This window comes from Rothia uropygialis (genome assembly GCF_004137765.1).
GTDB lineage: Bacteria > Actinomycetota > Actinomycetes > Actinomycetales > Micrococcaceae > Rothia.
In genome coordinates this window covers 193159-219499 of sequence record NZ_NOIS01000001.1, presented here as the reverse complement: position 1 = coordinate 219499, position 26341 = coordinate 193159, and the positions used below count along the sequence as shown (strand labels likewise).

General features: G+C 61.3%; 24 protein-coding genes and 1 pseudogene. 13 read left to right on the top strand and 12 right to left on the bottom strand.

Translation table 11 applies throughout. The features are described from left to right. Positions 1 to 197 precede the first annotated feature (197 nt). Positions 198 to 818, top strand: coding sequence for a uridine kinase (gene udk, locus EWV35_RS00995; RefSeq protein WP_129657362.1), 621 nt, complete (start codon positions 198 to 200; stop codon positions 816 to 818). Between the two features lie 36 nt (positions 819 to 854). Here the strand turns inward: udk and EWV35_RS00990 are convergent, their stop codons facing one another. From EWV35_RS00990 to EWV35_RS00980, 3 genes are read right to left on the bottom strand one after another with little or no spacing between them, the layout of a single operon-like run. After that, positions 855 to 1736: a hypothetical protein gene (locus EWV35_RS00990; protein ID WP_129657359.1), complete on the bottom strand. Its 882-nt coding sequence runs from the start codon at positions 1734 to 1736 to the stop codon at positions 855 to 857. Beyond that, positions 1733 to 3238, bottom strand: a complete 1506-nt coding sequence (locus EWV35_RS00985) for a CoA transferase (RefSeq protein WP_129657357.1) — start codon at positions 3236 to 3238, stop codon at positions 1733 to 1735. Before EWV35_RS00985 ends, EWV35_RS00990 begins: the two co-directional genes overlap by 4 nt. Further along, positions 3235 to 4101, bottom strand: coding sequence for a 3-hydroxyacyl-CoA dehydrogenase NAD-binding domain-containing protein (locus tag EWV35_RS00980; RefSeq protein ID WP_129657355.1), 867 nt, complete (start codon positions 4099 to 4101; stop codon positions 3235 to 3237). The genes EWV35_RS00985 and EWV35_RS00980 overlap by 4 nt, the downstream gene beginning before the upstream one ends. Before the next feature lie 166 nt (positions 4102 to 4267). On the opposite strand from EWV35_RS00980, the gene EWV35_RS13500 reads away from it, so the two are divergent. Further along, the gene (locus tag EWV35_RS13500; RefSeq protein ID WP_165168268.1) at positions 4268 to 5152 is read left to right on the top strand and encodes a LysR family transcriptional regulator; all 885 of its coding nucleotides are present in this window, start codon (positions 4268 to 4270) and stop codon (positions 5150 to 5152) included. Between the two features lie 39 nt (positions 5153 to 5191). Here EWV35_RS13500 and EWV35_RS13595 read toward each other — a convergent pair. The 4 genes and pseudogenes from EWV35_RS13595 to EWV35_RS00950 all read right to left on the bottom strand — a co-directional run. After that, positions 5192 to 5893, bottom strand: a pseudogene (locus EWV35_RS13595) (HNH endonuclease family protein); the annotation flags it as partial. A 209-nt stretch (positions 5894 to 6102) separates the two neighbouring features. Then, positions 6103 to 6747 carry a LutC/YkgG family protein gene (locus tag EWV35_RS00960; RefSeq protein WP_129657353.1) on the bottom strand — a complete coding sequence of 215 codons (645 nt, stop codon included), beginning with the start codon at positions 6745 to 6747 and terminating at the stop codon, positions 6103 to 6105. A gap of 2 nt (positions 6748 to 6749) precedes the next feature. Beyond that, the gene (locus tag EWV35_RS00955; protein ID WP_129657351.1) at positions 6750 to 8510 is read right to left on the bottom strand and encodes a lactate utilization protein B; all 1761 of its coding nucleotides are present in this window, start codon (positions 8508 to 8510) and stop codon (positions 6750 to 6752) included. A gap of 2 nt (positions 8511 to 8512) precedes the next feature. After that, entirely contained in the window at positions 8513 to 9316 is an 804-nt protein-coding gene (locus EWV35_RS00950) for a (Fe-S)-binding protein (RefSeq protein ID WP_129657348.1), read from the bottom strand. 421 nt (positions 9317 to 9737) lie between these two features. Between EWV35_RS00950 and EWV35_RS00945 the strand changes: the two genes are divergently transcribed. Next, positions 9738 to 11402, top strand: coding sequence for an L-lactate permease (locus EWV35_RS00945; protein WP_129657346.1), 1665 nt, complete (start codon positions 9738 to 9740; stop codon positions 11400 to 11402). A gap of 36 nt (positions 11403 to 11438) precedes the next feature. Next, positions 11439 to 12170, top strand: a complete 732-nt coding sequence (locus EWV35_RS00940; protein WP_238653987.1) for a FadR/GntR family transcriptional regulator — start codon at positions 11439 to 11441, stop codon at positions 12168 to 12170. Here EWV35_RS00940 and EWV35_RS00935 read toward each other — a convergent pair. The 3 genes from EWV35_RS00935 to EWV35_RS00925 form a co-directional block, all read right to left on the bottom strand. Then, positions 12134 to 13057 (bottom strand): phosphoribosylaminoimidazolesuccinocarboxamide synthase, encoded by a 924-nt coding sequence (locus tag EWV35_RS00935; protein WP_129657344.1) that lies wholly within the window; start codon positions 13055 to 13057, stop codon positions 12134 to 12136. The two genes, EWV35_RS00940 and EWV35_RS00935, sit on opposite strands and share 37 nt — an antisense overlap. Before the next feature lie 73 nt (positions 13058 to 13130). Continuing rightward, positions 13131 to 14423 carry a phosphoribosylamine--glycine ligase gene (gene purD, locus EWV35_RS00930; RefSeq protein WP_129657342.1) on the bottom strand — a complete coding sequence of 431 codons (1293 nt, stop codon included), beginning with the start codon at positions 14421 to 14423 and terminating at the stop codon, positions 13131 to 13133. A 91-nt stretch (positions 14424 to 14514) separates the two neighbouring features. After that, on the bottom strand, positions 14515 to 15609 hold the full coding sequence (locus tag EWV35_RS00925; RefSeq protein WP_129657340.1) for an LLM class flavin-dependent oxidoreductase: 1095 nt from the start codon (positions 15607 to 15609) through the stop codon (positions 14515 to 14517). 336 nt (positions 15610 to 15945) lie between these two features. Between EWV35_RS00925 and EWV35_RS00920 the strand changes: the two genes are divergently transcribed. From EWV35_RS00920 to EWV35_RS00910, 3 genes are read left to right on the top strand one after another with little or no spacing between them, the layout of a single operon-like run. After that, positions 15946 to 16929 (top strand): ABC transporter substrate-binding protein, encoded by a 984-nt coding sequence (locus EWV35_RS00920; protein WP_165168266.1) that lies wholly within the window; start codon positions 15946 to 15948, stop codon positions 16927 to 16929. Positions 16930 to 16937: 8 nt separating this feature from the next. Further along, a complete protein-coding gene (locus EWV35_RS00915) occupies positions 16938 to 17801 on the top strand; it encodes an ABC transporter ATP-binding protein (protein ID WP_129657336.1) in 864 nt (287 codons plus the stop codon). A gap of 7 nt (positions 17802 to 17808) precedes the next feature. Beyond that, positions 17809 to 18678 (top strand): ABC transporter permease, encoded by an 870-nt coding sequence (locus tag EWV35_RS00910; RefSeq protein WP_129657334.1) that lies wholly within the window; start codon positions 17809 to 17811, stop codon positions 18676 to 18678. Positions 18679 to 18879: 201 nt separating this feature from the next. Here EWV35_RS00910 and EWV35_RS00905 read toward each other — a convergent pair whose 3' ends face one another. Continuing rightward, complete coding sequence (locus EWV35_RS00905; RefSeq protein WP_238653985.1) at positions 18880 to 19497, bottom strand: TetR/AcrR family transcriptional regulator; 618 nt, start codon at positions 19495 to 19497, stop codon at positions 18880 to 18882. A gap of 116 nt (positions 19498 to 19613) precedes the next feature. On the opposite strand from EWV35_RS00905, the gene EWV35_RS00900 reads away from it, so the two are divergent. The 6 genes from EWV35_RS00900 to purM all read left to right on the top strand — a co-directional run bounded on the left by EWV35_RS00900 (position 19614) and on the right by purM (position 25961). Beyond that, entirely contained in the window at positions 19614 to 21125 is a 1512-nt protein-coding gene (locus tag EWV35_RS00900) for an MDR family MFS transporter (RefSeq protein WP_129657330.1), read from the top strand. A gap of 128 nt (positions 21126 to 21253) precedes the next feature. Then, entirely contained in the window at positions 21254 to 22249 is a 996-nt protein-coding gene (locus EWV35_RS00895; RefSeq protein ID WP_129657328.1) for an asparaginase, read from the top strand. A 3-nt stretch (positions 22250 to 22252) separates the two neighbouring features. Then, positions 22253 to 22663, top strand: a complete 411-nt coding sequence (locus EWV35_RS00890; protein ID WP_129657326.1) for a sterol carrier family protein — start codon at positions 22253 to 22255, stop codon at positions 22661 to 22663. Further along, complete coding sequence (locus EWV35_RS00885) at positions 22660 to 23016, top strand: MFS transporter (protein WP_129657324.1); 357 nt, start codon at positions 22660 to 22662, stop codon at positions 23014 to 23016. Before EWV35_RS00890 ends, EWV35_RS00885 begins: the two co-directional genes overlap by 4 nt. Before the next feature lie 113 nt (positions 23017 to 23129). Further along, positions 23130 to 24779, top strand: a complete 1650-nt coding sequence (purF, locus tag EWV35_RS00880) for an amidophosphoribosyltransferase (RefSeq protein WP_129657322.1) — start codon at positions 23130 to 23132, stop codon at positions 24777 to 24779. A gap of 30 nt (positions 24780 to 24809) precedes the next feature. Next, complete coding sequence (purM, locus tag EWV35_RS00875; protein ID WP_129657320.1) at positions 24810 to 25961, top strand: phosphoribosylformylglycinamidine cyclo-ligase; 1152 nt, start codon at positions 24810 to 24812, stop codon at positions 25959 to 25961. Positions 25962 to 26120: 159 nt separating this feature from the next. On the opposite strand, the gene EWV35_RS00870 is transcribed toward purM, so the two are convergent. Beyond that, positions 26121 to 26327, bottom strand: coding sequence for a DUF3073 domain-containing protein (locus EWV35_RS00870; protein WP_129657318.1), 207 nt, complete (start codon positions 26325 to 26327; stop codon positions 26121 to 26123). Between the last annotated feature and the right edge of the window lie 14 nt (positions 26328 to 26341).

Here is a 26341-nt window from a genome sequence, read left to right as displayed (position 1 = left end):
ATACTTTCGGGGAGGAATTATGACGGCAACAGAAAAATATACATAGTTTTCTTAGCTTTATTTCTTCCGTAGGGCTGTCTGCCGAAGTCACATCGTGGCGCGTCTCGCACGACTGTTCGTTGAGGTGGCACGCATAATGGACCAAGCAAGGTGTCCGTTGAGGAAAATTTGGGAGCCCTTTCAGAAAGGCCACACACATGAAACCACTGGTCATCGGCATTGCCGGAGGCACTGGATCCGGTAAGACAACCTTGACCCGTGAGCTGGTCGCCAGCTTCGACAAACACGTCTCTGTGGTCTACCACGACAACTACTACAAGCGCCGCGACGATCTGTCCTATCAGGAGCGATGCCAACTTAACTACGATGCCCCAGAAGCCTTCGACAACGAGCTGCTGATCCACCATGTGGATCAGTTGGTCGCAGGAGAGAGCATCGAGTGCCCGATGTACGACTACACGGCTCACAATCGGGCCGACGAGACCATGATCATCGACTCCCAGCCGATCGTGATCCTCGAGGGGATTCTCATATTCGCCGAGGACAAGATCTGCGAGCGCTGTGACATCAAATTGTTCGTGGACACGGATGCCGACGTCCGCATTCTTCGCCGTATCAAGAGGGACGTTTTGGAACGCGGCCGTTCGGTGGAATCGGTGGAGAGCCAGTACCTCTCGACCGTGAAGCCCATGCATGAGCTGTATGTCGAACCGTCCAAGAGGCGTGCGGATCTGATCATTCCCGAGGGAGGCGGCAATCTGGTCGCCTTGGACATGCTGATTCACCGGATCAACCGTCAGCTGGAGACCAGCGGCTGAAGATATGACGGATGCCGACGTCGTCCGGTTCCGGGATCAGCACATGGCCAGACCTGTCATCGGACCTTCGAAAGTAGCGAGAATCCGGTCCTTACCGCTCGAACCGGGAAGCGGGACCGCTCGGATGGTCCCGGACAGGTCCGAGACGAACACCAGCCCACGTTCGACGTCAACGGCAAGGCCGATCGCTTCCTGGAACCCTTGGGCCAGGATCTCCGGTTCCTCACCTTTCCTGGCTGGCGCGGGTATCGCACCGCGGTTGAGGGTGTTGCCCTCCGACCCTGCTCCCCTGTCGGTCCAGTAGATGTACCCGCCGCTGAGCTCGATATCGATGGGTTCCGGCAGGTTCTCCCACAACGTCTCGACGCCGGGAAGGTCTGCCCTGTTGTCGGCCCGGTTCAAGGGCGCGCGCAGGATCCGCCCGAGGCCACCCTTGGAAGGACCTTTCTGTGTCCAATAGATCCACCCTCGCTGCTCGTCGACGGCCACGCCAACGCATTCATCGAGTTGGTCCCCGGGCTCTTTCGACACCAGATTCGCCAGCTTCGTCCCGTCCGTCCGGCAACTCGAGACTCGACAACCCTCGCGGTCGGACCAGTAAAGCCGTGTGCCGTGTCCTGTGAGTTGTTTTCCGGTCGTGAGGCTCCCGTCAGGGACGAGATCGCGGGCTCCGGTCCCATCCAGACGGACAGCATGGAGACCGCCGTTGCTCCGTGAGAAGTCGAGACCGGTTTCGTCGGCGAGGGAGAAGTCCCCTGCAGGCTCCCCCATGGTCGTCCAATACACCGTGCCGTCTAATACGACGATGCCGTCTGGGAACGGCCCGGCGTCCTCGACGAGAATGTCTGCTCGCCCGGTCGAAGGGTCGATGCGGAAGATCCTCGAGGGCACAAGCTGAAGGGCCAGCAAGTGCGTCACCTGTCATCTCCTCCGATCCATTGTGGCTTATGCGATCCCCGTGGGATCAACGGATACGCATATGCTCCGGGCGTCTGGGACATGCTGACCTGTTCGGCAACACCTTGGTAGCGTCCGAGAGGCGTTTCCGCAGTGAAGGTTTCCGGCGGCAAGTATTCGTGACCCGGCGCCTTTCCCGCGGTCGCCTGGGCGTACTCCTTGTCGAAGATCCCGAGTCCGCGCATCCAAAGGGCTGTACGGGTCAAGGAGACGGATACCTTGTAGGAGCCTCCGTGCTCGGCTCGCAGCATGAGAGCACGCAGGATTCCGAGCTCCAAGAACCACGATGTGATGTAGTCGTTGACCACCGGAACCTGAGGGAGCGACGGCACCCCGTCCTGGCCCTCTTCAACCAAGACACCCGCAAGTGCCCCGGCTGTCTGGTCGAATCCAACGCGCCCCGCCCAGGGGCCTGTTTCACCGTTGAGGTTAACACTCGCGTGGATGATTCCGGGACGAGCAGCTGACGCATTCTCGGCGTCCAGGTTGTGTCGACCTAAGTAACCTGGTCGGCGGTTGGCGAAGAAGATGTCCGCGCCCCGAAGAAGGTCCTGCATGGTTGCCGCATCCTCCTCGCGCCTGAGGTCCAAAGTGGTCGAGCGCATGCCTACATTGGACGTTCCGTAGAGCAGCGGGAGCTCGTATTCGTTCGGATCCCATACGTTCAGGACATCGGCCCCGTGGAGGGCAAGGGCGCGTCCGGCTCCGGCCCCCGCGATGATGTGGGCCCTCCCCAGGGCGCGCACGCCCTCAAGTGGATGGTCGACGCCGCCGGGAAGGGGCTCAGGGTCGCTGTCCCCGATTTTTTCCACTACGACGGGAGGCATGGTGGAGAGCACTTGTTCGTACTGTTGGGTCGCGATCAGCTCGTCCGTGGTCCGGCACATCGGCATGATCACGCCAGCCTTTTCGCCTGCCTCCTCAAGATCAAGCCCGTTCCACCGCGATATCGCTTCTGCCACGCGTTCCGGACGCTCAGGCACGTCCAGAAGTTCCGCGGTGTCGTGACGGAGTTTCGGATAGGGCCCCATGGGATGCATCCAGCGCCCGTCCGCGGTCCTGTAGAAGCTCGAAGTCGAGAACGCGTCGCTGACGGCTACCGGATCGCCCATCGGGTATCCATTGAGCAGTTCCCACCGTTTCTCGTAGAACGGGCATAACCGGCGAGGTGCGGTGCGCAGATCCATCGAAATATCTTGACCTCGGCCGCCCCTCATGCGCCAGAGCGCCGCAACAGCAACCGATTTGGCGACAAGAGCTATCGAGGTGCCGCCCGCCAAACGCAAAACGTCGGGAAGCACGGGATCGCTCCCTAGGAAGTCGATCGTCCCTCCGGAGTCCTTCGGGGATAGCCCCACGCTTCCGAGGAGGTCCGTCAGGGCGGCATGCGGGTCGAAATCGTCTCCCGTTGCGGGGGCGCTGTGCAGGCGGGCCGTCAATTCGTTGTTGGGTTCTTGGCTCATCGGGTTTCCTCCTCGTCGGACTTGGTCAGTGCATCCAGTACCGCTCTGGTTCGACGGTCCCGTCTTTCCACCAATTGGGCGTACGCGGCCTCGCCGACCCCGTAGGCATCTTCGACTGCTTCGTGAAGTTCGCCTTTGCGGCTCGGGTCCGGATGGCCGCTGCAGAAATCCATCTGGGCTCCGACGTGGGCGTCCAGATGTCGAATGCCTCCTGGTCCTCCGCCGAGATGACGGGACTCGAACGGCCCGATGGTCGACCACCGCAATCCGAGCGAGTTCCGGACCAGGGTGTCCAGCTCGTCGGGGGCGATGATGTTTTCCTGGACCAGGTAGGCTGCCTCGTCGTTGAAGGCTTTCTGGAGCCGGTTCCCAACGAATCCGCGGATTTCCCTTTTGAGACGTACGGGCTGGCGTCCGAGTTCGCGGTACACCTCTACGGCTCGTCGCACCGAGTCACCGGACGTGCTCTCCGAAGGGACGACTTCGACCAGGGGCATGAGCTGCGGAGGGTTGAAGGGGTGACCGACAAGGATGCGTTCAGCGGCCGGATTTCCCTCGCTCATGGCCGAGGGCAGGAGAGAAGAAGAGGACGATGCGAGGATCGCGTGCGGGTTCGCGTGCTCGGCGGCCGCCGCGAAGAGATCCTTCTTGACCTCGATTCGTTCGGGGCCATTCTCCTGAACGAAGTCAGCGCTCTCCAGGGCACGGACTAGATCCGGCTCAGCTGTCGCGCGGATTCCGGTCAGGACCTCCTCAAGGTCGGGTCGTGGATCGGATACGCGGACCTCCCAGCCGGCTTCCGAGAACAAGCGCGCCCAGGACTGGCCGATAACCCCGGCCCCAATAATCGTGACAATTGACAATTCTTTGTGCTCCTTCCAGCGACGGGAGCAAAGGCACCGACTCGGTCCGTCCCCTACGACGGGCACTGCGTTTCCTCTCGCTTCCGGTACCGAATCTAGGTCGTTGCCGTTTTCGAGGGAATGACCAAGTTTGCGGTCCGATTATGATCAATGCGATAACAATGGTGTGGACGTCAAACATTTGCGCTATTTCCTGGCCGTAGCTCGCGAACTGAATTTCACCCGGGCGGCCCGTTCCCTCTATATCTCGGTGCCTCCGTTGTCCCAGCGAATACGCGAGCTTGAAGCCGAACTCGGAAGCACCCTGTTCGAACGCAATACGCGCCACACCAGCCTCACTCCCGAGGGAGAACGACTGTTGCCCTTGGCCGCACGTATCGTCGCGGATATGGATCGCGTTCCCGAAACCGCACAGGGCACGGATCGACGTGTGCACGTGAGCCTCGGCATACCCGACCTCCTGGGCATGCCTCAGCGGAAACGGCTCGGGGAGCTCATGGACAAGACATCACGCGACTTCGACATCAAGGTTCGACACACCGCTTCGCTCGATATCGACAGAGCGCTGATAACCCGAACTATCGACGCCGGACTCTCCAGGGTCCGCTCGACCCACCCAGATCTCACGGAGGAAGTGATTCTTTCCGAGCGGTTGTCGATCGTCTGCGATGCCTCTCACTTCCCCGAGATCCAAACCATCCGACCACCGGATCTGACCGGATTCACGGTCGTGGAGGGCCCCCCGTACTGGGACCTGAGATCGGAAGCGGAACGCGCGCCTCTCCGCAACGCCGGTATCCGATTCGACCCGTCCCTCACGTACACAGATCTGGGCGGCATGCTGCTGTTGCTGCGGAAGCATCCACGGTTCAGCATCGTCCCGACGGACGCCGACATGATCCGTGGTCTGGACCCGAACGACTTTTCCGTGCATCCGCTGAGCAAGGATGTTCCCCCGATGACGCTGAGCCTCGTACGGCGCAGGTCGGACGGCTGGCTCCAGGACTTTGCGAGGCGATGCGTGATCATGCTCCGTGATAACGAAGGCTGAGAGACGGTACTCGGGGCAGTCTCCCAAGACCTTGAGAATCGCTCCCTTTTCTTCGGGCGTTACGCTCAGGCTGTACCGGGCCTTGATCTTCAGTTGCCGCGTCACATACGGGCAGTGAAATTCTCGACGGGGCGGAAGCCAATGAGAGGCATCGCTGCCGCCCTTGTCCTCATTCGCCCGGCCGTCCACTGCCAGGAGGTTATCGGGGTCGTTGGCGAAAGTCCGTCGCTTCTCGTTCGTCCACTCCGATGCCCCGGAGGCCCAGGCATTCGACAACGCCACCACGTGATCGATCTGGACTTTTCGCGATTCCTTCCCCGCGATGAATTCGACCGACTGACCCGTGTAGGGGTCCTCAAGCGTACCTTTCTCGACGACGCACAACCGCCGATCCCGAAAAGTCACCCTGGCCAGGTCCCTGGCCAGAATGTCATTCCGTGTGTCGCAACCGTTGTGGTCCTCGTCCGACCACGCCCGCCCGAAGGATTCTCTGTCGTACGCGTCCCGGACCTTATTGTTTTCCACGGAGAGCGCGGCCAAATATCCGGCCGAGTCCTCCGAGAGAACGACGCTTCCCGCCCCGCCCTGGGTCCAGGCGTGGACCCGTTGCCCGAGCCCCTCTCCAGCACGGCCATAGAGAATCCCCAAGCAAAACAGCACCAAGACGGCCAAAGCGACGACCGCGGACCAGACCGGGACCCGGAGAACCTGACCGGGAGACTTCACATTTTTCGACCTCATGGTCAGAAAGATTCCACGGTGCCGGGAAGCCGACCTTCAGCGCGGGTCGATAAACCCGTTCCTGTGAGCCAAAAAGCACAGATCGGCAATTCCTGAGGGCCTGTGGAGGCACCTCAGACAAAATACCCCCCCCCGGTCGCCGCGGTTTTCAAACTGCCGGGGCCCGGGGGGGTGCTCTTCTTCTCACCGGGAAAGAACCCGTGTCCGGCCTATTGATCGAGAATGATCACGTCCAGGGTCCTGGGGCCGTGAACCCCTTCGACTCGCTGAAGCTCAATATCCGAGGTCGCCGAGGGTCCGGAAATCATCGTAATCGGGCGTTCCACATTGACACGGCGCAAGGATTCCGGGATCAACTCGACAATCGTGCCCGCCGGGACCACACAAATGTGGTGATCCGGCACCAGAGTGATCGCACGGCGCCCCTCCGAATCCGAGGCGTTGAGGAATATCGTTCCTGTCTCCGCGCAGGAGACGGTCGACGAGGTCACCACCGCGTCGACGGCGTCCAGTTCACGATCGGTCAACGACCCGGCCTTCTGGCCATTTCCCGAGTCGACGAGGTGACGCCGGGCGGCACTGTCCTCGGGTAACCACGCAAGATCCAGCCCCTTCGGAATCACGTACCGGGACGACTTGCCCAGGAGCTTCTCGATGCGTTCGGCCACCGTCTCGACGGTTTCCTCATAGACGTTCGCCTTGTAATCGACCAGGCGGTCAACCAGCATTTCGCGGACCTCCTGCGCGGATTTCTCCGATTCCGTCCGGTAAGCCCGCGTGGCGACGGGCGCCACCGGGCTATCGACCAGCGATGCCCGAACCCGTCTCAGAATCTCTGCCTTTGCTTCCGACATAGTCAGTCGCGCCCTTCCTGCGAGCCTTGGGCCTTGCCCGGCTTATTTGCCGAGTCCGGTTCAGCGTCCTTGAGCAACTCATTCTCCCGCCGGGCGATCTCGGGATCCCGCCGCTGCTCCTTCTTGAGCTCGTGGGCTTGCTTCTCGGCCCCTTCGCGTTGGTCCTGAGCCACAGTGGCATACTGATCGTGCAGCTGCTCTGCGAGTCCGGCATTCTTCGCCATCAGAGCGTCGATATCAACTTTCTCGGATCCCGCACGCTGCTTCGAACCGTTCTTCTTGTTCTTCTTCCACCAGTGGCGGAAGGCCTGCTTGGGCGGCTGCGGAATGTCACGGTATTTCGTCCAGCCGCCGACGAGGCCAGGGAGCCAGTTGATCTTGTGATCACGTCCCGCCGCGAGACGCCCCGCCGGCAAGCCGCGTTCCGCAAGACCGAGGAGTTTGGAGTTGGAGAACATCGCCTTGGCACCGGCCATAATCGCGTCCATTTGGTCGGGTGCCTGCCGCTTCGTGCCTTCGTCGCCCTTGCCGTGTTTGGCATCCACGTCTTTGCCGCGCAGGTGAACCAGCACATCAGGGATGTTGATCTTGACCGGGCATGCCTCGTAGCAAGCACCGCACAACGACGATGCGTAAGGCAACGAGTTGTTCTCTTCTGCTTCGACTCCGGTCAGCAACGGCGAAAGGATAGCGCCGATCGGGCCCGGGTAAACCGACCCGTAGGCATGTCCGCCGGCCCGCTCGTAGACGGGGCAAACGTTCATGCACGCCGAACACCGGATGCAGTGGAGCGCTTGGCGCCCCATCTCATCGGCCAGGGCCGCCGTGCGGCCGTTGTCCATGAGGATCACGTGAAGATTCTGGGGCCCATCCCCGGGTGTCACACCGGACCACATCGAGGTATAGGGGTTCATGCGCTCGCCCGTCGAGGAACGGGGCAGCAGCTGCAGGAAGACTTCCAGATCCTGGAAAGTCGGGACCAGCTTCTCGATGCCCATGAATGAAATGAGCGTGTCCGGCAGAGTGAGGCACATACGGCCATTGCCTTCGGACTCGACGATGGTCAGCGTGCCGGAATCAGCAACGCCAAAGTTGGCGCCCGATATCGCGACCTTGTTACGGAAGAATTTCTCGCGCAGGTGGTGACGGGATGCCTCGGCCAACTCCGCGGGGTTGTCCGAAATACCTGGATTGATGCCCGGCATCTTCTTCAGGAAGATGTCGCGGATCTCCGAGCGGTTGCGGTGAATTGCGGGAACCAGGATGTGCGATGGCTTGTCCTCGCCCATTTGCACGATTTCCTCGGCCAAGTCAGTCTCGACCGCGGAGATGCCTTGTTCCTCGAGGAACTCGTTGAGGCCGGTTTCCTGGGTCGCCATCGACTTGATCTTGATGACTTCTTCGACTTCTTGTTCCCGGATGATGTCGAGAGCAATCTGATTCGCCTCGTCGGCGTCCCGTGCCCAGTGAACGTGTCCGCCGCGCTCGGTGAAATTCTTCTCGAACTCCTCGAGGAGCTCGGGGAGGCGAGCCATGACGTCTTGTTTGATCTCGGATCCGGCGGTCCGCAGATCTTCCCAGTCGGGAAGTTCCCCGACGACGTTGGCGCGCTTCTCGCGAATCGTATGCGTCGCGAATCCGAGGTTGGCGCGCAATTGCTCGTTCTTGAGCTCCCGGCCGGCGAAGGACGTGAAGGATTCTTCGGCAACGATATTGCCGGTTCCGTGGAAGACCTTGGGCATGCCCAGCTGTGTAACGGTCATGGCTATTTTCCTCCTGTAGTGGTGGTCATCGCCACCGGTCCGGAGACTTCGAGCGGGTTTTCTTTGGTGCTGGCGAGGATCTCGGCGAAGTGGAGGGTCGTGACGTCGGATCCCTTGCGCGAGAGGGCTCCATCGATATTCATGAGGCAGGAGACGTCGCCGCCCGCGCACAACTCGGCACCCGTAGATTCGATGTTCTTGACCTTGTCAGCGGCCATCGCCCCGGACGTATCAGCGTTCTTGAAGGAGAACGTACCGCCGAAACCGCAGCATTGGTCGATGTCGGGGAGCTCAGCGAATTCCAGACCCTCCACGGTACGCACCAGGTCCGATTGGCGCGTGCCCAACTTCATGATCCGCATGCCATGGCAGCTCGAATGGAACGTGACTTTGTGCGGGAAGTAGGAACCGAGTTGCTCCGAGGCATTCGTGATCCCCAAGACGTCGATCAGCAGCTTCGACAGTTCGAAGGTCTTACCTGCAACCTCTTCGGCCGCAATGGCCGTTCCCTCGTCACCGGCGTGCCGAGCAATCATCGGTTGCTGGTGGCCCAGGGAAACGACGCATGAGGCCGAGGGCGCGACGGCGACGTCGTAGTCCCAGTCCGAGAACGACTCGACGTGGTTCTTGACGATGGGGTATGCGTCGTCGAAGTAGCCGCTGTTGACGTGCATTTGGGAACAACACGTCTGGCCCGGAGGGAAAATCACGTCGTGGCCGAGTCGTTCCAGGATGTCCACGGTCGCCTGGGCGACCCGCGGGTACATCGCGTCGACGATGCACGTTGAGAAAAGTGCGATCCGCATGGCGTCTCCATTCCAATAAGTGCGGGCCATCCTCCTCAAAATGGGACCAGGAGGAGGTCCGCCAGACATCCCCCACCTTAGTGACAATTTATTAACGACCTCCAATAAGGAGCGCCTAAGTTGCTCGAATCGGACCCCGGAAACCTTAACTTGCGCGTCATTTCAGGAAACACGAGCGAATTAGAAAAGGTTTTTATCTCCTAAAGACCTATTACACGGCCACGGCGCTCGCGCCGCACCCCGCCCGCGTTGGCTCCGGTTTTGATTTCTTCACGAACATCGGTATGGTGTCGGTCTGACCACAGAGTAATGCGGGACACATCTCCCTATGAGATCCTTAGCATTAGTGGCTTAATTCACTCACTGCATCAGCGTTGATGCTCGTCGAAACGCGTGCGTCAACCCACTCCAAGGAGACCGCGTGGACACATTCACAGCCACGACCAACGCCGTCGGCGGTTCAATAGGGCTCTCGGCACTCGTCGCGATACTTCCGCTCCTGGCCTTTTTCATCATGCTGCTCGGGGTCAAAGCCAGCGCACATATCTCTGCACTCACGGCCCTTCTCGTATCCATCATCGTCGCGGTCATCGGCTTCAACATGCCGTTGGGACTGACCTTGATGTCCGGGACCCAGGGACTCGCTTACGGCGCGTTCCCTATCGTCTGGATCATCGTTACGGCGCTGTGGTTCTACCAGGTCACGGTCGAGTCCGGACGTTTCGAAGATCTTCGTCTGACCTTCGACCGCATCGGCGGCGGAGACATTCGCATCCAGGCAATACTGATCGCCTTCTGTTTCGGTGGGCTCCTCGAGGCCCTCGCCGGCTTCGGGGCCCCGGTCGCGATCACCGCGACCATGATTCTTGCCCTGGGCGTCAAACCGCTGCGAGCAGCGGTCACCGTCCTGGTTGCCAATACCGCGCCGGTGGCTTTCGGTGCTCTGGCCATTCCGATCACCACCGCCGGAACCCTGACCGGTGAGAACCCTGCACATATCGGCGCCATCGTCGGCCATCAGGCCCCATTCGTCGCAGCGCTCGTTCCCTTCATCCTGCTCTGGCTCCTCGACGGATTCCGAGGGGTTCGCGAGGCCTGGCCTGCGGCCCTGGTCATCGGGCTCTCCTTCGGCATCGCACAGTGGTGGTCGGCGACGCACTTCTCGTATGAGCTGACTGACATCGTGGCTTGCCTGGTGTCCCTCGGGGTCGCCGTGTTGTTCCTCAAGGTCTGGAAGCCGCGCGGCACGGAGGCTTTCCGCGAACGCTTCGGCATCAAGGCCCCGCCGGCCTCCGAGAAGCTCCAGCCGGTGCGTATTTGGATGGCGTTGTTGCCCTATCTGGTAGTCGTCGGAGTCTTCGCGATCGGCAAGTTGTGGAAGGCGGGAGTGAGCATTCCCGCAGCACTGGCGAAGACGGACATCCGGATCCCATGGCCCGTCACGTCCGGAAACATCGTCAACGCGTCCGGCAAACCGATTTCCGGAACCACCTACAGCTTCCAGTGGCTGTCCAACCCGGGAACCATGCTGCTCATAGCGGGTTTGATCGTGACGGTGCTCTACGGCGTATTCAACGAGAAGGGCCGTTACAAACTGGGCTTCGGCCATGCGATAGCCCAGCTCTGGCACTGCTTCTACCGCATGCGGTGGTCGGCTCTGACGATCGTCTCGGTCCTGGCCCTCGCGTACGTCATGAATTTCTCAGGACAGACCGTGTCCATCGGAACATATCTGGCTTCGTTGGGCGGGATCTTTGCCTTCCTCGCGCCAACGCTCGGCTGGCTGGGAACCGCAGTAACTGGATCAGACACCTCTGCCAATGCGCTGTTCTCGAACCTGCAGCACACCGCGGCCTCCAACGCTGGTCTCGACCCGAACCTGATGCTCGCGGCCAACACCAGCGGTGGTGTCGTAGGCAAGATGATCTCTCCCCAGTCCCTCGCCATCGCGGCCACCGCCGTTGAAATGGAGGGCAAGGAATCGGAAATCTTCAAAAAGGTTGTGCCATGGTCCCTTGCCATGCTCCTGATCATCTGCACCCTCGTGTTCTTGCAGTCGAACGTCTTGTCCTGGATGCTCCCTTAAACACCAAGTAGTAATCCGAAGCTAGGGTTGTGTTCTGTGGAGAACAAGATCTACAGCATTGTGCTACAGAATATCGAGGACCGGTTGCGCAACGGCGAGCTTTCCGTGGGCGACCGGCTCCCTTCGGAACGCACTCTCGCGGAAGAGTTCAGCATTTCTAGAGCTTCTGTCAGAGAAGCTATTCGAGTCTTGGACGCAATGGGCCTCGTCCGCTCAGGCGTCGGCTCTGGCCCCAGCGCAGGAGCGGTAGTCGTCTCCGAACCTTCTGCCGCCCTTGGCTGGGGCCTTCGCATGCACTTGGCGTCCAACTTCCTGCCCGTGCGGGACGTGGTGTCGACCCGCGAGCAATTGGAGTCCCAAGCCGCGGCGGAGGCAGCGACCCGCTGGTCGAACACGCAGGACAAAGTGGTGCTGACCAAAGCAAACCGCTATCTCGACGAGATGGACGACCCCCTATTGCCGGATGCCCGATTCCACGAGTTGGATGCGCAATTCCATTTGCTCATTTCGAGCCTCGGAGGCAACGTCGTGGTCACCACGATCTTGGATTCCCTACGGCAAGCAACCGTCGGTTACGTCCGAGAGGGAGTTCCTCGTCTGGGAGACTGGCCCCAAGTTCGACGCCGTCTCCAGGAACAGCATCGAGCCATCCTTGCCGCGGTTCGCGAACGCCGGCCCGAAACGGCTGCCGAACGCGTTCGCGAACACATCCAATGGTTTTATGGCGTCGCTTATGCAGAGAATTCGAAGCCGGTCAATTTTTCATAGGCCTCGACATAACGTGCGCGGGTCTTGTCAACGATTTCCGCGGGCAACTCGGGCGGCGTCGACGAGCCGTCCCATCCAGAAGCTTCGGAGGACAACCAGTCCCGCACGAATTGCTTGTCGAAGCTGGGTTGCGGCCGTCCCGGGCCCCATTGTGCACCATCCCAGAACCGTGACGAATCCGGGGTGAGTACCTCATCGCCCAAGGTTACTTCCCCGCGGTAGGAGTCCAGTCCGAACTCAACCTTGGTATCCGCCAGAATGATTCCGCGTTCACGGGCTATTTTTTCTGCGGTCCCGTAGATGTAGAGCGTCAGTTCCCGAATTCTCTCGCCCATCGCGCGGCCGACGGCATCCGTCATTTCTTCGTATGTGATGGCTTCGTCGTGCTCACCAACCTCTGCCTTGCCCGTGGGCGTGAAGATGGGTTCCTCAAGGCGGGATCCGTTGACCAAGCCGTCCGGCAACTCGATTCCGCATATTGCGCCCGTGCGCTGATATTCCTTGAGGCCCGAGCCCGTCAGATAGCCGCGCGCGATGCACTCGACCGGGAACATCGACAGCGACTTGCAGATCATTGCTCGGCCCGCCACTTCGTCCGGGACGTTGGTCGAGAGCACGTGGTTGGGTACCTGATCGAGTTGCTCGAACCACCAGAGGCTGAGCTGGGTCAGGATTTTTCCCTTGTCAGGGATGGGAGTAGCCAGGATGTGATCATATGCGCTGACCCGGTCCGTGGCCACGACCATGACGGACCCGGCGCGGGCCTCGGCATTGTCGGCGAAGGAACATCCGATGACGTCATTGCCCTCCTCGGGGACGTAGAGGTCCCTGACCTTGCCAGAATAGATGTGCTTCCAGCCCGGAATGGTGGTGGGCTCTGGGGACATGCGCTGCGCTCCTGGGTGTGTGGTTGATGATCAGCCCCACGCCGCACGCGCGAGGCCCGATGCGAAGTGAAATCTATAGGGTAGGCACTTGGATCTGGCCTGCCGCGGCTTTCTGCGCGATATCTCGACGGTACTGCGCGCCTTTCCAATCGATCTTCTCGACGCCCTTGTAGGCTCTGCTTCGGGCGTCGTCGAGGTCCTCCCCCAAAGCAACCACGGCGAGCACTCGTCCCCCCGAAGTCACCACGGACGTGGTCCCGCTCAGCGACCGCTCGCGCCGGGTTCCCGCATGCATGACCGAAACGCCCTCCAAGGCTTCCGCCTCCTCGAGTCCGGAGATTTCGTCGCCCTTACGCGGAGTACCCGGGTAATTCTCGGCCGCCATGACCACGTCTACCGCGGTGCGAAGGTCCCACCGGAGGGATTCCCGCCCGTCGAGTTCGCCTTGGGCCGCGGCGAGAAGCAGTTGCCCCAAGGGCGTCTTGAGACGGGCCAGCACCGCTTGGGTCTCCGGATCCCCGAAGCGAGCATTGAACTCGATGACTCGGATCCCACGCCTTGTCAGGGCCAATCCGCAGTACAGCACGCCCACGAAGGGAGTTCCTCGGTCCGCCATCACGTCAACCGTTGGCTGGGCGACGCGCCGGACGACCTCTTCGGTGAAGTCTTCGGGAAGCCACGGCAACGGGGTGTACGCCCCCATCCCTCCGGTATTGGGGCCCTCATCGTCATCGTGGATTCGTTTGAAATCCTGTGCCGGACTGAGCGGGACTGTTCGCTGCCCATCGCAGATCACGAAGAGCGAGACTTCGGGGCCGTCCAGGAATTCCTCGATGACGACCGACGAGCCGGCGTCGAAGCAGGATTGGGCGTGAGCCAGAGCCTCATCACGATCCTGGGTGACGACCACGCCTTTGCCAGCGGCAAGGCCGTCGTCTTTGACAACGTACGGCGCGCCAAAAGCATCAAGACAATCCCTGACGGTCGCGGCGTCGTGAGCAACCCGGGCCATGGCGGTCGGAACATTGGCCTCGGCCATAATTTCTTTGGCGAAGGCTTTCGAGCCTTCCAGCTGGGCGGCGTCGGCGTTCGGACCGAATACCGGGAATCCGGCTTCACGCAGGGCGTCGGCGACTCCGGCGACCAACGGGGCTTCAGGCCCTACGACGATCAGGTCGGCATCCAACCGTTCTGCCAGCGCAGTTGCCTCTTCGGGACTGTTGGCGTCGATGGCATGGGTCGGAACAACTGCGGCGATTCCCGCATTGCCGGGAGCCGAATGCACTTCCGTGACTGCCGGGTCGCGCAGCAGCGCAGCGATAATTGCGTGTTCACGCCCACCCGGGCCAAGCACCAAAACCTTCATAGAGCAACAATAGCGAATAGGTAACGACGAGTAGGCATCGCATGCTATCGGGCCCGGCTGGAGCGGTTAATACAGCTACATCCTGCGAAGGCTAGATGAGCCCGTCCGACTCGAGGAGGGGCCGAACCCCTTCACCGAACCAGAATGCTTCCTCTAGGCACGGATACCCGGAGAGCACGAACTCGTCGAATCCGACCGATACGTATTCCTTGATCAGATCGGCCACCTCACGGTGGGATCCCACCAGTGCCGTCCCGGCGCCGCCGCGGACCAGGCCGACACCGGCCCACAGCCCGGGGTGGATCTCCAATTCGGAGGAGGAACCTCCGTGCAGATCAAGCATCCGGCGCTGGCCCTCCGACTCGGATTTTCGCAGGGCCTCCTGCTGCTTTCGGATCAGTGCGGGGTCGATATTGGCCAGCATCTTCTCTGCCACGGCCCAGGCCTCCGCCGAGGTATCCCTCGAAATCGTGTGCAGTCTTATACCGAACCGAACCGTGCGACCTTGTTCCTCGGCCAATCCACGGATCCAGTCGATCTTCTCTTTCGCTTGCTGCGGCGGCTCCCCCCAGGTGAGGTACACGTCCGAATGCGCCGCGGCAACCCGCCCTGCCGCCGGAGAGGAACCGCCGAAGTAGATTTCCGGGCGCGGGTCGGGCGGGTACGCCAACCGAGCTTGTTCGACGTGGACATGCTCACCGGAGTAGTCGAAAGGGTCTTCGTGATCCCACAATCGGCCGACGACATCCAGGAATTCGCCGGTTCTCTCATAGCGGCCTTCTTTGTCGTTGAAGTCGCCAAAGGCTTTCTGCTCGGCCGATTCGCCCCCTGTCACGATGTTGATGTTGAGGCGGCCATTGGTGATGTCCTGATACGTGGCCGCCATCTGAGCGCCCAAGGTCGGCGAGATGGCGCCCGGCCGGAACGCGACCAAGAACTTCAGCGTCTCGGTGTGCTGGGAAATTGCGGCCGTGGTCAGCCATGAATCTTGGCACCACAAGCCCGTTGGCGTCAGGACGGATTCGAATCCGTTGTACTCGGCGGCTTGAGCCACTTGGGTCAGGTAGCGCAGGGAAGGGGGACGGATCGCAGCCGTACCCTTCACTTCCGCACCGTGGCCGCCGCCGACAACACCCCGGGAGTCGGAGCTCGTCGGCAAGAACCAATGCAGTTTTATCGCGCCCATGGAATTCCTTAGGTTCGTGATCTTGATTTGCTCGACACGGTACGCCCCCGAGTTCACGGTCGAAATCGCTGACGACATGCGGAGAAAAGCGGCGTCATAAATTACGCCCAATTCTCTCTTTTCCTTTTCTTACCCGCTTATTGATGCAGGGGAACCGGGTTCGTATTGTCTATTCTCAAGAATTATCGGAAACCTGAATTAGATGAACCGAGTCGCCTTCAGGCACACCGCAAAAGCAGCTGATACCAATTTCCGTGGAGGAGAACGCCCTTGGTCGCCCCCGTCACTCCCCCGAATTCACCGCCCGGCCTCCGCCTTATCGGAAGGCGAAGGGCTTTGTCGGGCTTGGCCGGGTTGGCCGGAATCGCTGCCACGGCGTCGCTCGCCGGTTGCGGGCAGTCCTCCCAATCCGCAGAGGTCAGCCGGGTGGTGCGATATCAGGGTTGGCCGCAGACAGTGCTGTTCGCCGAGCTCGCCCAGGATCTGGGGTACCTGCCCACGGCGGAGCTGAAGTACATCGGCAATACGACGAGCGGACCACAGGACATACAAACCGTTGCGACGGGAGATTCCGACATCGGGCACGCCTTTTCCGGAGCCGTGATCAAACTCGTGGAGGCCGGAATTCCGATTCGGGCGGCGTCCAATTATTACGGATCCGACGAAGAGACTTATGTCGGGCTATATTCTTCGAAAGACGCAGACACCAAGAACCCTCTGGACCTCATCGGAAAAACCGTAGGAATGAATACTCTGGGCGCACACTCGGAAGCTTTTATCTTTCAGTTGTTGGAACATTCCGGCGCCACCCCGGAGCAGGTCAAGAACGTCACTTTGGTCCCCATCCCTCCCAGCGACATCGAGATCTCCATTCTTCGGGGCCACATCGATGCGGGTGTGATCGACGGCATCGCGCAGGATCTCGTCCGGGAGCACGGAACACTCCGTGAGATGGCCCGCGACGTCGACCTTTTCGGCAAATTCTCCGCTGGCCAAATGGTCATGCGCCAGGAATGGATCGACCAGAACCCGGGCCTCGCCCGGGAGGTGGCTCACGGCTCCGACCGAGCCGTTCGCTGGGCCACCGAACAACCTCGCGAAAAGGTCGTCGAGCGCATGGTGAAGATCGTCAGCGACCGAGGACGGGGCGAAGACCCCGCTCCCCTCCAGTATTGGAAATCCACCGGGCTCACCCATGGCGGGATCATGCAGGACAACGATTTTACCCGGTGGGAAGAGTGGCTCCGCACTCGGAAAATCGTCAGCCAACCGGTCGAACCGGGAAAGTACTACACCAACGATCTCATCCGGCAGTCTTGAGGAGTCCCATGAGCGAGCATGTATCGAAAATAGAAATCAAAGGTCTCGGCAAGGAGTTCTCCACGCCCGGCCGGTCTGCGTCAACGCCCACGATCACGACCGTTCTGGACGATATCAATTTCAGTATCGAGCAGGGACAATTCGTCACTCTGGTCGGTCCGTCCGGGTCAGGTAAAACGACGATCCTCGACCTCTTGGCCGGATTGACCTCGGCGACTACGGGGCAGATCTTGATCGATGGAAAGCCTCTTCGGGGGCCAGGACGCAACCGCGGTGTCGTCTTTCAGCAATATGCGTTGTTGCCGTGGAAGTCCGCCCGGGACAATGTGGTGTTCGCGCTCAAGAACACCGCGGCCAAAGGTTCGCATCTCAAGACTCACGACCTGCGCGAGAAGGCCGACCGTTTTCTTCGGTTGGTTGGTCTGGACGGATACGAGGACCGGTATCCGCATCAACTCTCGGGAGGAATGAAGCAGCGGGTCGCAATCGCGCGGGCATTGTCCTACGAGCCGGAGATTCTCCTGATGGACGAGCCGTTCGGCGCACTCGATGCCCAGACCAGGGAGACTCTTCAGACCGAGCTGATTCGCATTTGGCAGGACACCGGGACGACGGTCCTGTTCATCACGCACTCGGTCGAAGAGGCCGTATACCTGGGCCAGCGCGTCGTCGTCCTTGAGTCCCGGCCCGGTCGGGTCAAAGACGTCGTCGAGGTCGCGAACCATACGGTCGAGCCCGGACGGGACGTCCGTTCGAGCGAAACCTTCGTCAGGGCACGCCACGAGGTATGGAGCCTGCTGCACACTCCAGCTTCCGAAGATCCGGCCTCCCCGGAGGCCAAGACAGAACCCGCAACCGCCGGTACGCGTTAGGAAACCCATGAGCACCACAACCGCGCAAGCATCTGTTGATTCCGCTTCGCCTACGTCACCCGACGCGGGCCGTGCGACTTCGCCCGGCCGCCGCCCCCGTGGTCCGTCCCAACAGCGGCCGCGGCTCCGGAAATCGGTTCTGGGTTCCATTCCTATCGTCCTTTTCGCGGTGCTCTGGGAATTCGCTCCGCTTCTCGGAAGCCCCACCTTCCAGGTTTTCCTTCCCCGATTCCATGTGGTGGTCGGCGCGTGGTGGGATCTTCTGGTATCGGGCGAACTGTGGTCGCATTTCTCGGCCAGCCTCGCCCGGTCGTTAGTGGGATTCGTGATCGCCGCGGTCCTCGGAATCGCATTCGGTTTGGTCATCGGCTGGTACCGGGCCGCCTACGAGATACTGAATCCGCTTCTGGAGATTTTCCGAAACACGGCCGCACTGGCCCTGTTGCCAGTCTTCGTCCTGCTTCTGGGGATCGGAGAGCTGTCCAAGGTGGTGATCGTCATCTACGCGGCGTTCTTCCCGGTTTTGCTCAACACGGCGGCAGGTCTCAAAACGGTGGACCCGCTCTTGATCCGTTTCGGCAAGACGCTCGGGCTGAGCCAGGCAGCGCTGTTTCGGCACATCATTTTGCCCGCGGCCGTCCCGACGATCTTCACCGGCATTCGCATCGCGGGTTCGGCCGCGATCCTGGTGCTCATCGCGGCGGAGATGGTCGGGGCGAAGTCCGGGCTGGGGTTCCTCATCACTTCCAGTCAGAACAGCTTCCTGATCCCGCAGATGTATGCCGGCGTCCTGACCATTGCGCTGCTGGGACTGATTGTCAATTCACTGCTGGTTGGACTGGAATCGCGTTTCTCCCGGTGGCGCACGGATCAGTAGGTCTGCGCGAGACGCGGGTTATTTTCCCTGTACCCTGCGGCAGATCCGAGGACAACGACACCGCTCACCCTGCATATCAGGAACCGACTGAAGAGATTCTCCGGCAGGTAACCTAACATCACGGTCTGGCTAGCACCAGTCATGACGGAAGGAACCAAGGCATATCTGGGTGCTCGACTCGCACATCCATCCCGCATCACATCATCGACGCAATAACCCCGTCCCGACGATACTCCGCAACTGCGCGCGGCATTCGCGGTAGACATCTACTGGTTCCTTCACTGTCCCCTGGATAGCCTGTTCACCCCATTGTCGCCAGGCGACATGCCACCCCATCAGGGCCGTCTCGCAGATCAGGAGCCCTTGAAGCCCTGCATAGTCGGGAAGCTGTTCCCTGAGTCGGTCGAGGAGTCTCTCGAGGAGCTCTTTTTCCTCTCCCGTAGCCGCCACAGTGAACTCCGGGTCTCTGGCTAGGAGCCGAGAGATACGACGGTGGTCCTCGATTTCGGACGCGGCTGGTTCGGACAGGGTCGCCTCCATCATGTCTTCCACAGTCTCGAGGACCGCGGTCGGTTCGGAGGCCGAGAATTCCACTCGGTCGATGGCCCGCGCCATGGTGCGTTGGATCGGCAACGCGGCTTCTTCCTTGGTCGAGAAGTAACGAAAAAAGGTGCGTGGAGAAACACCCGCTCGAGCCGCGATCTCCGGAACTGTCGTTGCCCGGACGCCTTGCTGTTCGAAGAGTTCCAAGGCTGCACGATGTATCTCCCGCTCAGTTTGCAGTTTGCGTCGTGTTCGCAGGTCAACCGTCTGATCCATGGGGACCCCTTTCGACATTACGGCCATGCCAAATATCACACGCCCATGGCACTTACGCCAAAGTGGCACTCCGTGACATCATCGGGGTTCACCCCTCACAGAAATCAGGTACGTGCATGTCCCCTGGTCCTTCGCCAGCGAGCCCGCAAACAGGGCAATTCTCGGAAGTCGTCGCCACCGAGGCGCGAGCCACCCCCGAGGACCAACCCGAGGCTCTACCGACCAAACACATCGTCGGCGTATTGGCTGTACTCGTAGTCTCCGCCCTCATCATGATCCTCAACGAGACGGTCCTGACCGTTGCCCTACCGGACATCATGGCGGACTTCGAGATCAGTGCCGCCACCGCACAGTGGCTCACCACCGGCTTTCTCCTCACGATGGCCTGCATCATTCCGACGACGGGCTGGATGCTCGAGCGATTCACCATCAAACGCCTGTTCCTGGTCGCGCTGTCGCTCTTCGTCATGGGCACGGCAATGGCTGCTTTCGCACCGAATTTCGCAACGATTCTGGCGGGGCGCGTCATTCAGGCGGGCGGCACGGGGATTGTTCTGCCTCTCCTCATGACGTCCACCCTGATCATGGTCCCGCCGGCGCACCGAGGCACCGTCATGGGCCTCAACTCGGTTGTCATCGCGGTGGCCCCTGCCGTTGGCCCAACTCTCTCCGGAATCATTGTCAACGCGCTGAGCTGGCACTGGGTTTTCCGCATGATGCTCCCGTTGGGCGTCATCGTCCTGCTCGTCGGTTTCTTCCTCCTCAAGCCCACGGGCCACACTCGGAAGCTCCCCTTGGACCTGGCTTCCGTCGTATTGGCAGTTCTGGGCTTCGGCGGCATCGTCTACGCACTGGGCTCCGTGAGTGCAATCGCAGAAGGCCGCTTGACCCCGCTGATCGGTTTGGTCATCGGCATCATCGCGCTGGTCCTCTTCACCTCGCGCCAACGGAAACTTCAGAAGGCATCCGGATCGGCTTTGTTGGATCTGCGGCCCTTTGCCGTGCGCAACTTCCGGCTGGCGGTATCCGTGCTCATGATCGCGATGGCCGTGATGTTGGGATCCGTGATGGTCCTGCCGATTCTGATGCAGTCCGGTATGGGCATCAATGTGATGACGGTCGGGCTGGTCATGTTGCCCGGCGGCCTCCTGCAGGGTCTGCTCTCGCCGCTGATCGGGCGCGTCTACGACAAATTCGGGCCTCGCCCCATGGTCATTCCCGGCACGGTGATGCTCACTGCCGGGCAGTGGCTCTTCTTCCTGATTCATCCGGATACCAGCGTCGGGTTCATCGTCGGGGTCCACATCGTCTTCAGCCTCGGCATGGCCATGATCATGACGCCGATGATGACCGTCGCCTTGGGATCTCTGCCCCAGAACCTCTACAGCCACGGTTCGGCCATCATGAATACCCTCCAACAACTCGGTGGGGCCACGGGCACGGCGATCCTGACCGCGGCTCTGACCGTGGGCACCGGAATCGCGGTCGCCACAGGCTCCTCGGCCGGGGAGGCACAAGTCAGCGGCTCTCACGCGGCCTTCTTCGTCGGAGGGGTTCTGGGTATTGTTGCGCTCGTCGTGGCGCCTTTCATCCGCAAGATCACGGAAACACACCGCACGATCGACTAGTGCGGCGTCCTATAGGGATCGGGGCGGCGTCAACGCAGACAGGCTTTCACCACGAGGCCGCCTGCTTCTGCGCTCGGCCGACGGGCGGGCACAGCCGTCACACGGGCGGTCGTGGAACAATGACCTCTATGCAGACTTTCAGCTGGGAAAATGCGGCCGAGCTGGCCCTCGTCGAGCGGAGCGGCTTCGTGGAGTCCCGCCACATTGGCGCGGCCGCGGTGGTCTCACCCGACGGCGAAATCGCCCACACGGTCGGCGACACCGATGCCCCGATCTTCCCCCGCTCGACCCTCAAACCGTTTCAGGCCATCGCCTCGCTCAAGGCAGGCGCTCCCTTGCGCGGCGCGGAGGTGGCCATCGCCGCAGGCTCGCACGAGGGCTCATTCGAACAGATCCAAGTGGTCGCGGACATCCTGCAGAATGCGGGGCTCTCGCCGCGCGATCTGCAGTGCCCCGAGGCCTTCCCCAAGGACGAACGCGCGCACTCCTACTTGCTCTCACATGACATGGGAAAACAACGTATCGCCTTCAACTGCTCCGGAAAGCACGCCGCGTTCCTTGCAGCCTGCGTCCACAACGAGTGGGACACCGGGACATATTTGGACCCCGAACACCCTTTGCAACGACTCGTCATGGAGATCGTGGAAGAGTTCACGGGCGAACCGGTCCAGACCATTGGTGTGGACGGATGCGGCGCACCCGTTCCGGCATTCAGCCTGAACGGTTTGGCGCGCGCATACGGAACTCTGGGCGAGGCAATACGCAATATCAAGGCGGATGCCCGAACCGCGACCTTGGCGACCGCCATGGCCGACTATCCGGAAATGGTCCAGAACCACGGCAAGCCCAATACCCTCGTCATGGAACAGCTCGACGTCATCGCCAAATTCGGCGCGGAAGGGGTCTTGGCCATCGGCACCCGGGACGGGGCGGCGGTAGCAGTCAAGTCGTTGGACGGGTCCTTCAGAGCTGTCACGTTGGTAGCTCTGACTCTCCTGGCTCGGCAGGGATACATCGCCCAGGACTCGGTCGAAGCGCTCCTGCCCCGCGTGCTCCAGCCCATCACAGGCGGAGGCAAGCCGGTCGGCCAGGTTCGGCTCGGATCCGCGTTCGAGGAGGACTGACCCATGGCCCGGCGCAAGATCACCGACGAGGTCGGCCTGGCAGCACTCCATTCGTGGGAATCCGACCCAACGGCGACGGATCGCAAGACCAAAGCCACCGCCGTCCGATACGCTCTCGAGGAATTGGCCCACCGTGCCCCCGGCAATTCGGTCGAGGTCCGGGTCCCGCCCTTCGGAGTCACGCAGGCCGTCGAAGGCCCGCGGCATACCCGCGGCACTCCCCCGAACGTCGTCGAGACCACGGCGGAAACATGGTTGGGCCTTGTTACCGGCCTCATGACTTGGGAAGAGGCCCGCGCAGGTGGCTCGGTGGATGCCTCTGGGAACCGTAGCGACCTCTCATCCCTCCTACCCCTCTTCTCAACCCGGACCGCGATGAAGCGCGCGTCGGAAAAAGGTAACCTGAAGCAATGACCGACTCCTCTTCTGCTCCCCCGGAATCCGACGAGCCCTCGGCCCCCCGGGAGTCTCCGAATTCTGACCGTGGTCCCGCCGAACGCGAGGTGCTCGTCCGTCGCGCGCCCTCGGTCATTGCCTTCCTCGTCACCGGCCTGGTGCTGGGCCTGATCGTCGCCGCGATCTCAACGTTCTTGGGTCCTGCGGACCAGAAATACACCCTTGGCGCAATCTTCGGCATGATGGCCGTCATCTTTGGAACCCTGGGCGCGGTTCTCGGCGCCGTTGTCGGGCTGATCGCCGACAGAATTTCCCGGAAGAAAGCCACAAGGTTCCGCGCGGTACGCATTGACGAGGATCCTGAGGACTGATTCACCTCTCGCAGGACGGCTAGTTCCGGATAGACTTGGACTTGTTCCCGTTGCTCAGCGCCGGCGGCAACGGCGCTGAAGAACACTGACCGCACATTCAGGAAGAAGCTTTCGTGGTTCGACCCGACGGAAAACTGTCACACGACCTCCACCCAGTTGACAAAGGCCCACAGGATGAATGCGGTGTTTTTGGTGTCTGGGCTCCGGGCGAGGACGTAGCGACTCTCACCTATTTCGGTCTTTACGCATTACAGCACCGCGGACAGGAGTCCGCGGGCATCGCGACGAGTAACGGCGAACGCATCTCGGTCTACAAGGACTTGGGCCTGGTTTCCCAGGTATTCGACGAAACCATCCTCGGCACACTCGGTGGACACATGGCAATCGGGCATTGCCGTTACGCCACCACCGGCGCGACCACGTGGGCCAATGCCCAGCCGACCCTCGGATCAACGCCGCACGGCACCGTTTCTCTCGCGCACAACGGCAATCTCACCAATTCGGCGGATCTCTACGATCGGCTCATCGACAAGTCAGGTTTCCCATCAGCAGGTGAAGTCGCTCAAGGAAATACCACCGACACGGCGTTGGTCACCTCGCTCCTCGCAGAGCACCCGCACGATTCACTCGAGGAAGCAGCAATGAAGCTGCTCCCCACCGTGCAGGGCGCGTTCTGCCTCACTCTGATCGATGAGAACACGCTTTATGCTGCCCGTGATGCTTACGGCGTCCGTCCGCTCGTTCTCGGCCGTCTCGATCGCGGGTGGGTCGTGGCCTCGGAGTCGGCTGCTTTGGACATTGTGGGTGCAACCTATGTCCGCGATGTCGAGCCCGGTGAATTCATCGCGATCGACGAAGACGGTGTGCGTTCCCGTCAATTCGCCGAGCCGACGCCGGCCGGCTGCGTGTTCGAGCACGTGTACCTGTCGCGTCCGGATGCGGTGATCAACGGCCGCGCGGTGTACGAGTCCCGCGTGGAGATGGGCCGCCAGCTGGCACGAGAACATGGCGTCGAGGCCGATTTGGTCATGCCCACGCCCGAATCCGGGGTCCCTGCTGCCATCGGCTTCGCAGAAGAATCAGGGATTCCGTACGGAAACGGCTTGGTCAAAAACTCGTACGTCGGACGAACCTTCATCCAGCCGACCCAGACGATGCGGCAAATGGGGATCAAGCTCAAGCTGAATCCGTTGCGTAGCGTCGTTGCGGGCAAAAAACTGGTCGTCGTCGACGATTCGATCGTTCGCGGCAATACTCAGAGGGCCCTGGTGCGGATGCTCCGAGAGGCCGGTGCAGCTGAGGTCCACGTCCGCATTTCGTCCCCGCCGGTCAAGTGGCCCTGTTTCTACGGAATCGACTTCGCTTCCCGGGCCGAGCTGATCGCCAACGGTATGTCCGTCGATGAAATCGGCAAGTCCCTCGGCGCGGATTCACTCGGGTACATCTCGGAAGCCGGAATGATCCAGTCCACCGAGCAGCCCAGGGAGCGGCTGTGCACCGCGTGCTTCACGGGCGATTATCCCATTGCTCTGCCCGATGCCGATCGTCTCGGGAAGAACTTCTTCGATGCGCATCGTTCCTCGTCCGCGGGCTCGACGAGGTCGACTCGAGCCCCGCGCCCGATCTCGTCCGATCCCTCGGCACCCAGAGTCACGCCGGAAGACGAGCAGACAATGGCCGAGAACTCCTCGTGCGAACCCGGGCCGGATTCGGATCTGGAATCGCTGATTCTCCCTCAAGACCGAGCTTCACACAAGAACTGACAGCACCCCACCGATTTCAAAGGACCATAGATGGCTCAACCCCACCAGACCACCGCGCCCCTGACGTACGCGAGCGCAGGCGTCGATGTCGAGGCCGGTGATCGTGCCGTCGAGCTCATGAAAGAAGCCGTCAAGCAGACGCACAAACAAGGCGTCGTCGGCGGTGTCGGCGGGTTTGCGGGGCTCTTCGACATTTCGGCCCTGACGCAATACCGGAAGCCGTACCTTGCGACGTCGACGGACGGTGTGGGAACCAAAGTGGCGATCGCCCAGGCTCTGGATATTCACGACACGATTGGTTACGACCTGGTCGGCATGGTGGTCGATGACATCGTCGTTGTCGGTGCCAAGCCGCTGTACATGACCGACTACATAGCCTGCGGCCGCGTGGTTCCCGAGCGTATCGCGGACATCGTACGAGGAATCGCTTCCGCATGTTCCGTCGCGGAAACCGCCCTGGTGGGCGGGGAAACCGCGGAGCATCCGGGCCTCCTGGGCGAGCATGAGTACGACGTCGCCGGTGCGGCCACCGGAATCGTCGAAGCTGACGAGCTCCTCGGACCGGATCGCGTGCGCGAGGGCGACGTCGTGATCGGCATGGCTTCTTCCGGCATCCACTCGAACGGCTATTCACTGGTCCGCAAGGTCATCAATCTGGCCGGCTGGTCCCTGGACCGGGAGGTCTCCGAATTCGGACGCACCTTGGGCGAAGAGCTGCTGGAGCCGACCCGGGTCTACGCCGCAGACGTCCTCGATCTGGCCCGCACCTTCCCGGTGCTGGGCGGAGACGGCCAGCTCGGTCACGGCGTCCGCGGATTCTCGCACGTTACCGGCGGAGGGCTTGCGGCCAATCTGGCCCGCGTTCTCCCCCAGGGCCTCGAGGCTCGCGTGGATCGGGCTTCCTGGGAGATCCCCGCGATTTTCCGCGTCATCGCCGAGTTGGGGAAAGTTCCGGAGCCGGATCTGGAACGTACGCTGAACCTCGGTGTGGGCATGGTCGCGATCGTGGATCCGTCCGTGGCGGAGGACGCTGTGAGGCACCTCAACGATCGAGGCGTGAATTCGTGGACGCTGGGAACCGTTGCTCAAGCGAATCCGCCTGCAGACAAGGGTCCCGACTACGTCCAGGGCGCTAAAGGCGTCAACGGCGGCGCGGTCCGCATGGTGGGATCCTACAGCTAGACCTCCGACCGTTTGACAGACGGCGCTCCGTGCCATTGTGGTGTGCGGCGCCGTCTGCGGATCGGTTCAAACAGAATATTAGACAGAAGCGCACCGGTTGACGTTGTCAACCGGTGCGCTTCTGACGATTGGGTGGCAGGCGCCAACGCCCGAATGAGCTTATCGATCCTCTGCGGGATCGTCGCCGTACTCGTCTGCGTAACCCGAGTACTCGTCCTCATTCGAGTGGACATCGTCTCGCTCGGCTCGCCGATCCTTCGCCGCGCTAAGTTCTCGTTCGAGCGCCGAATAATCGGTTTGCGGGCTGAAGTACTTGATCTCCCGCGCCTGCCTCGTTGCCTTAGCCTTCTGACGGCCGCGCCCCATGGCGTGACCCCCTC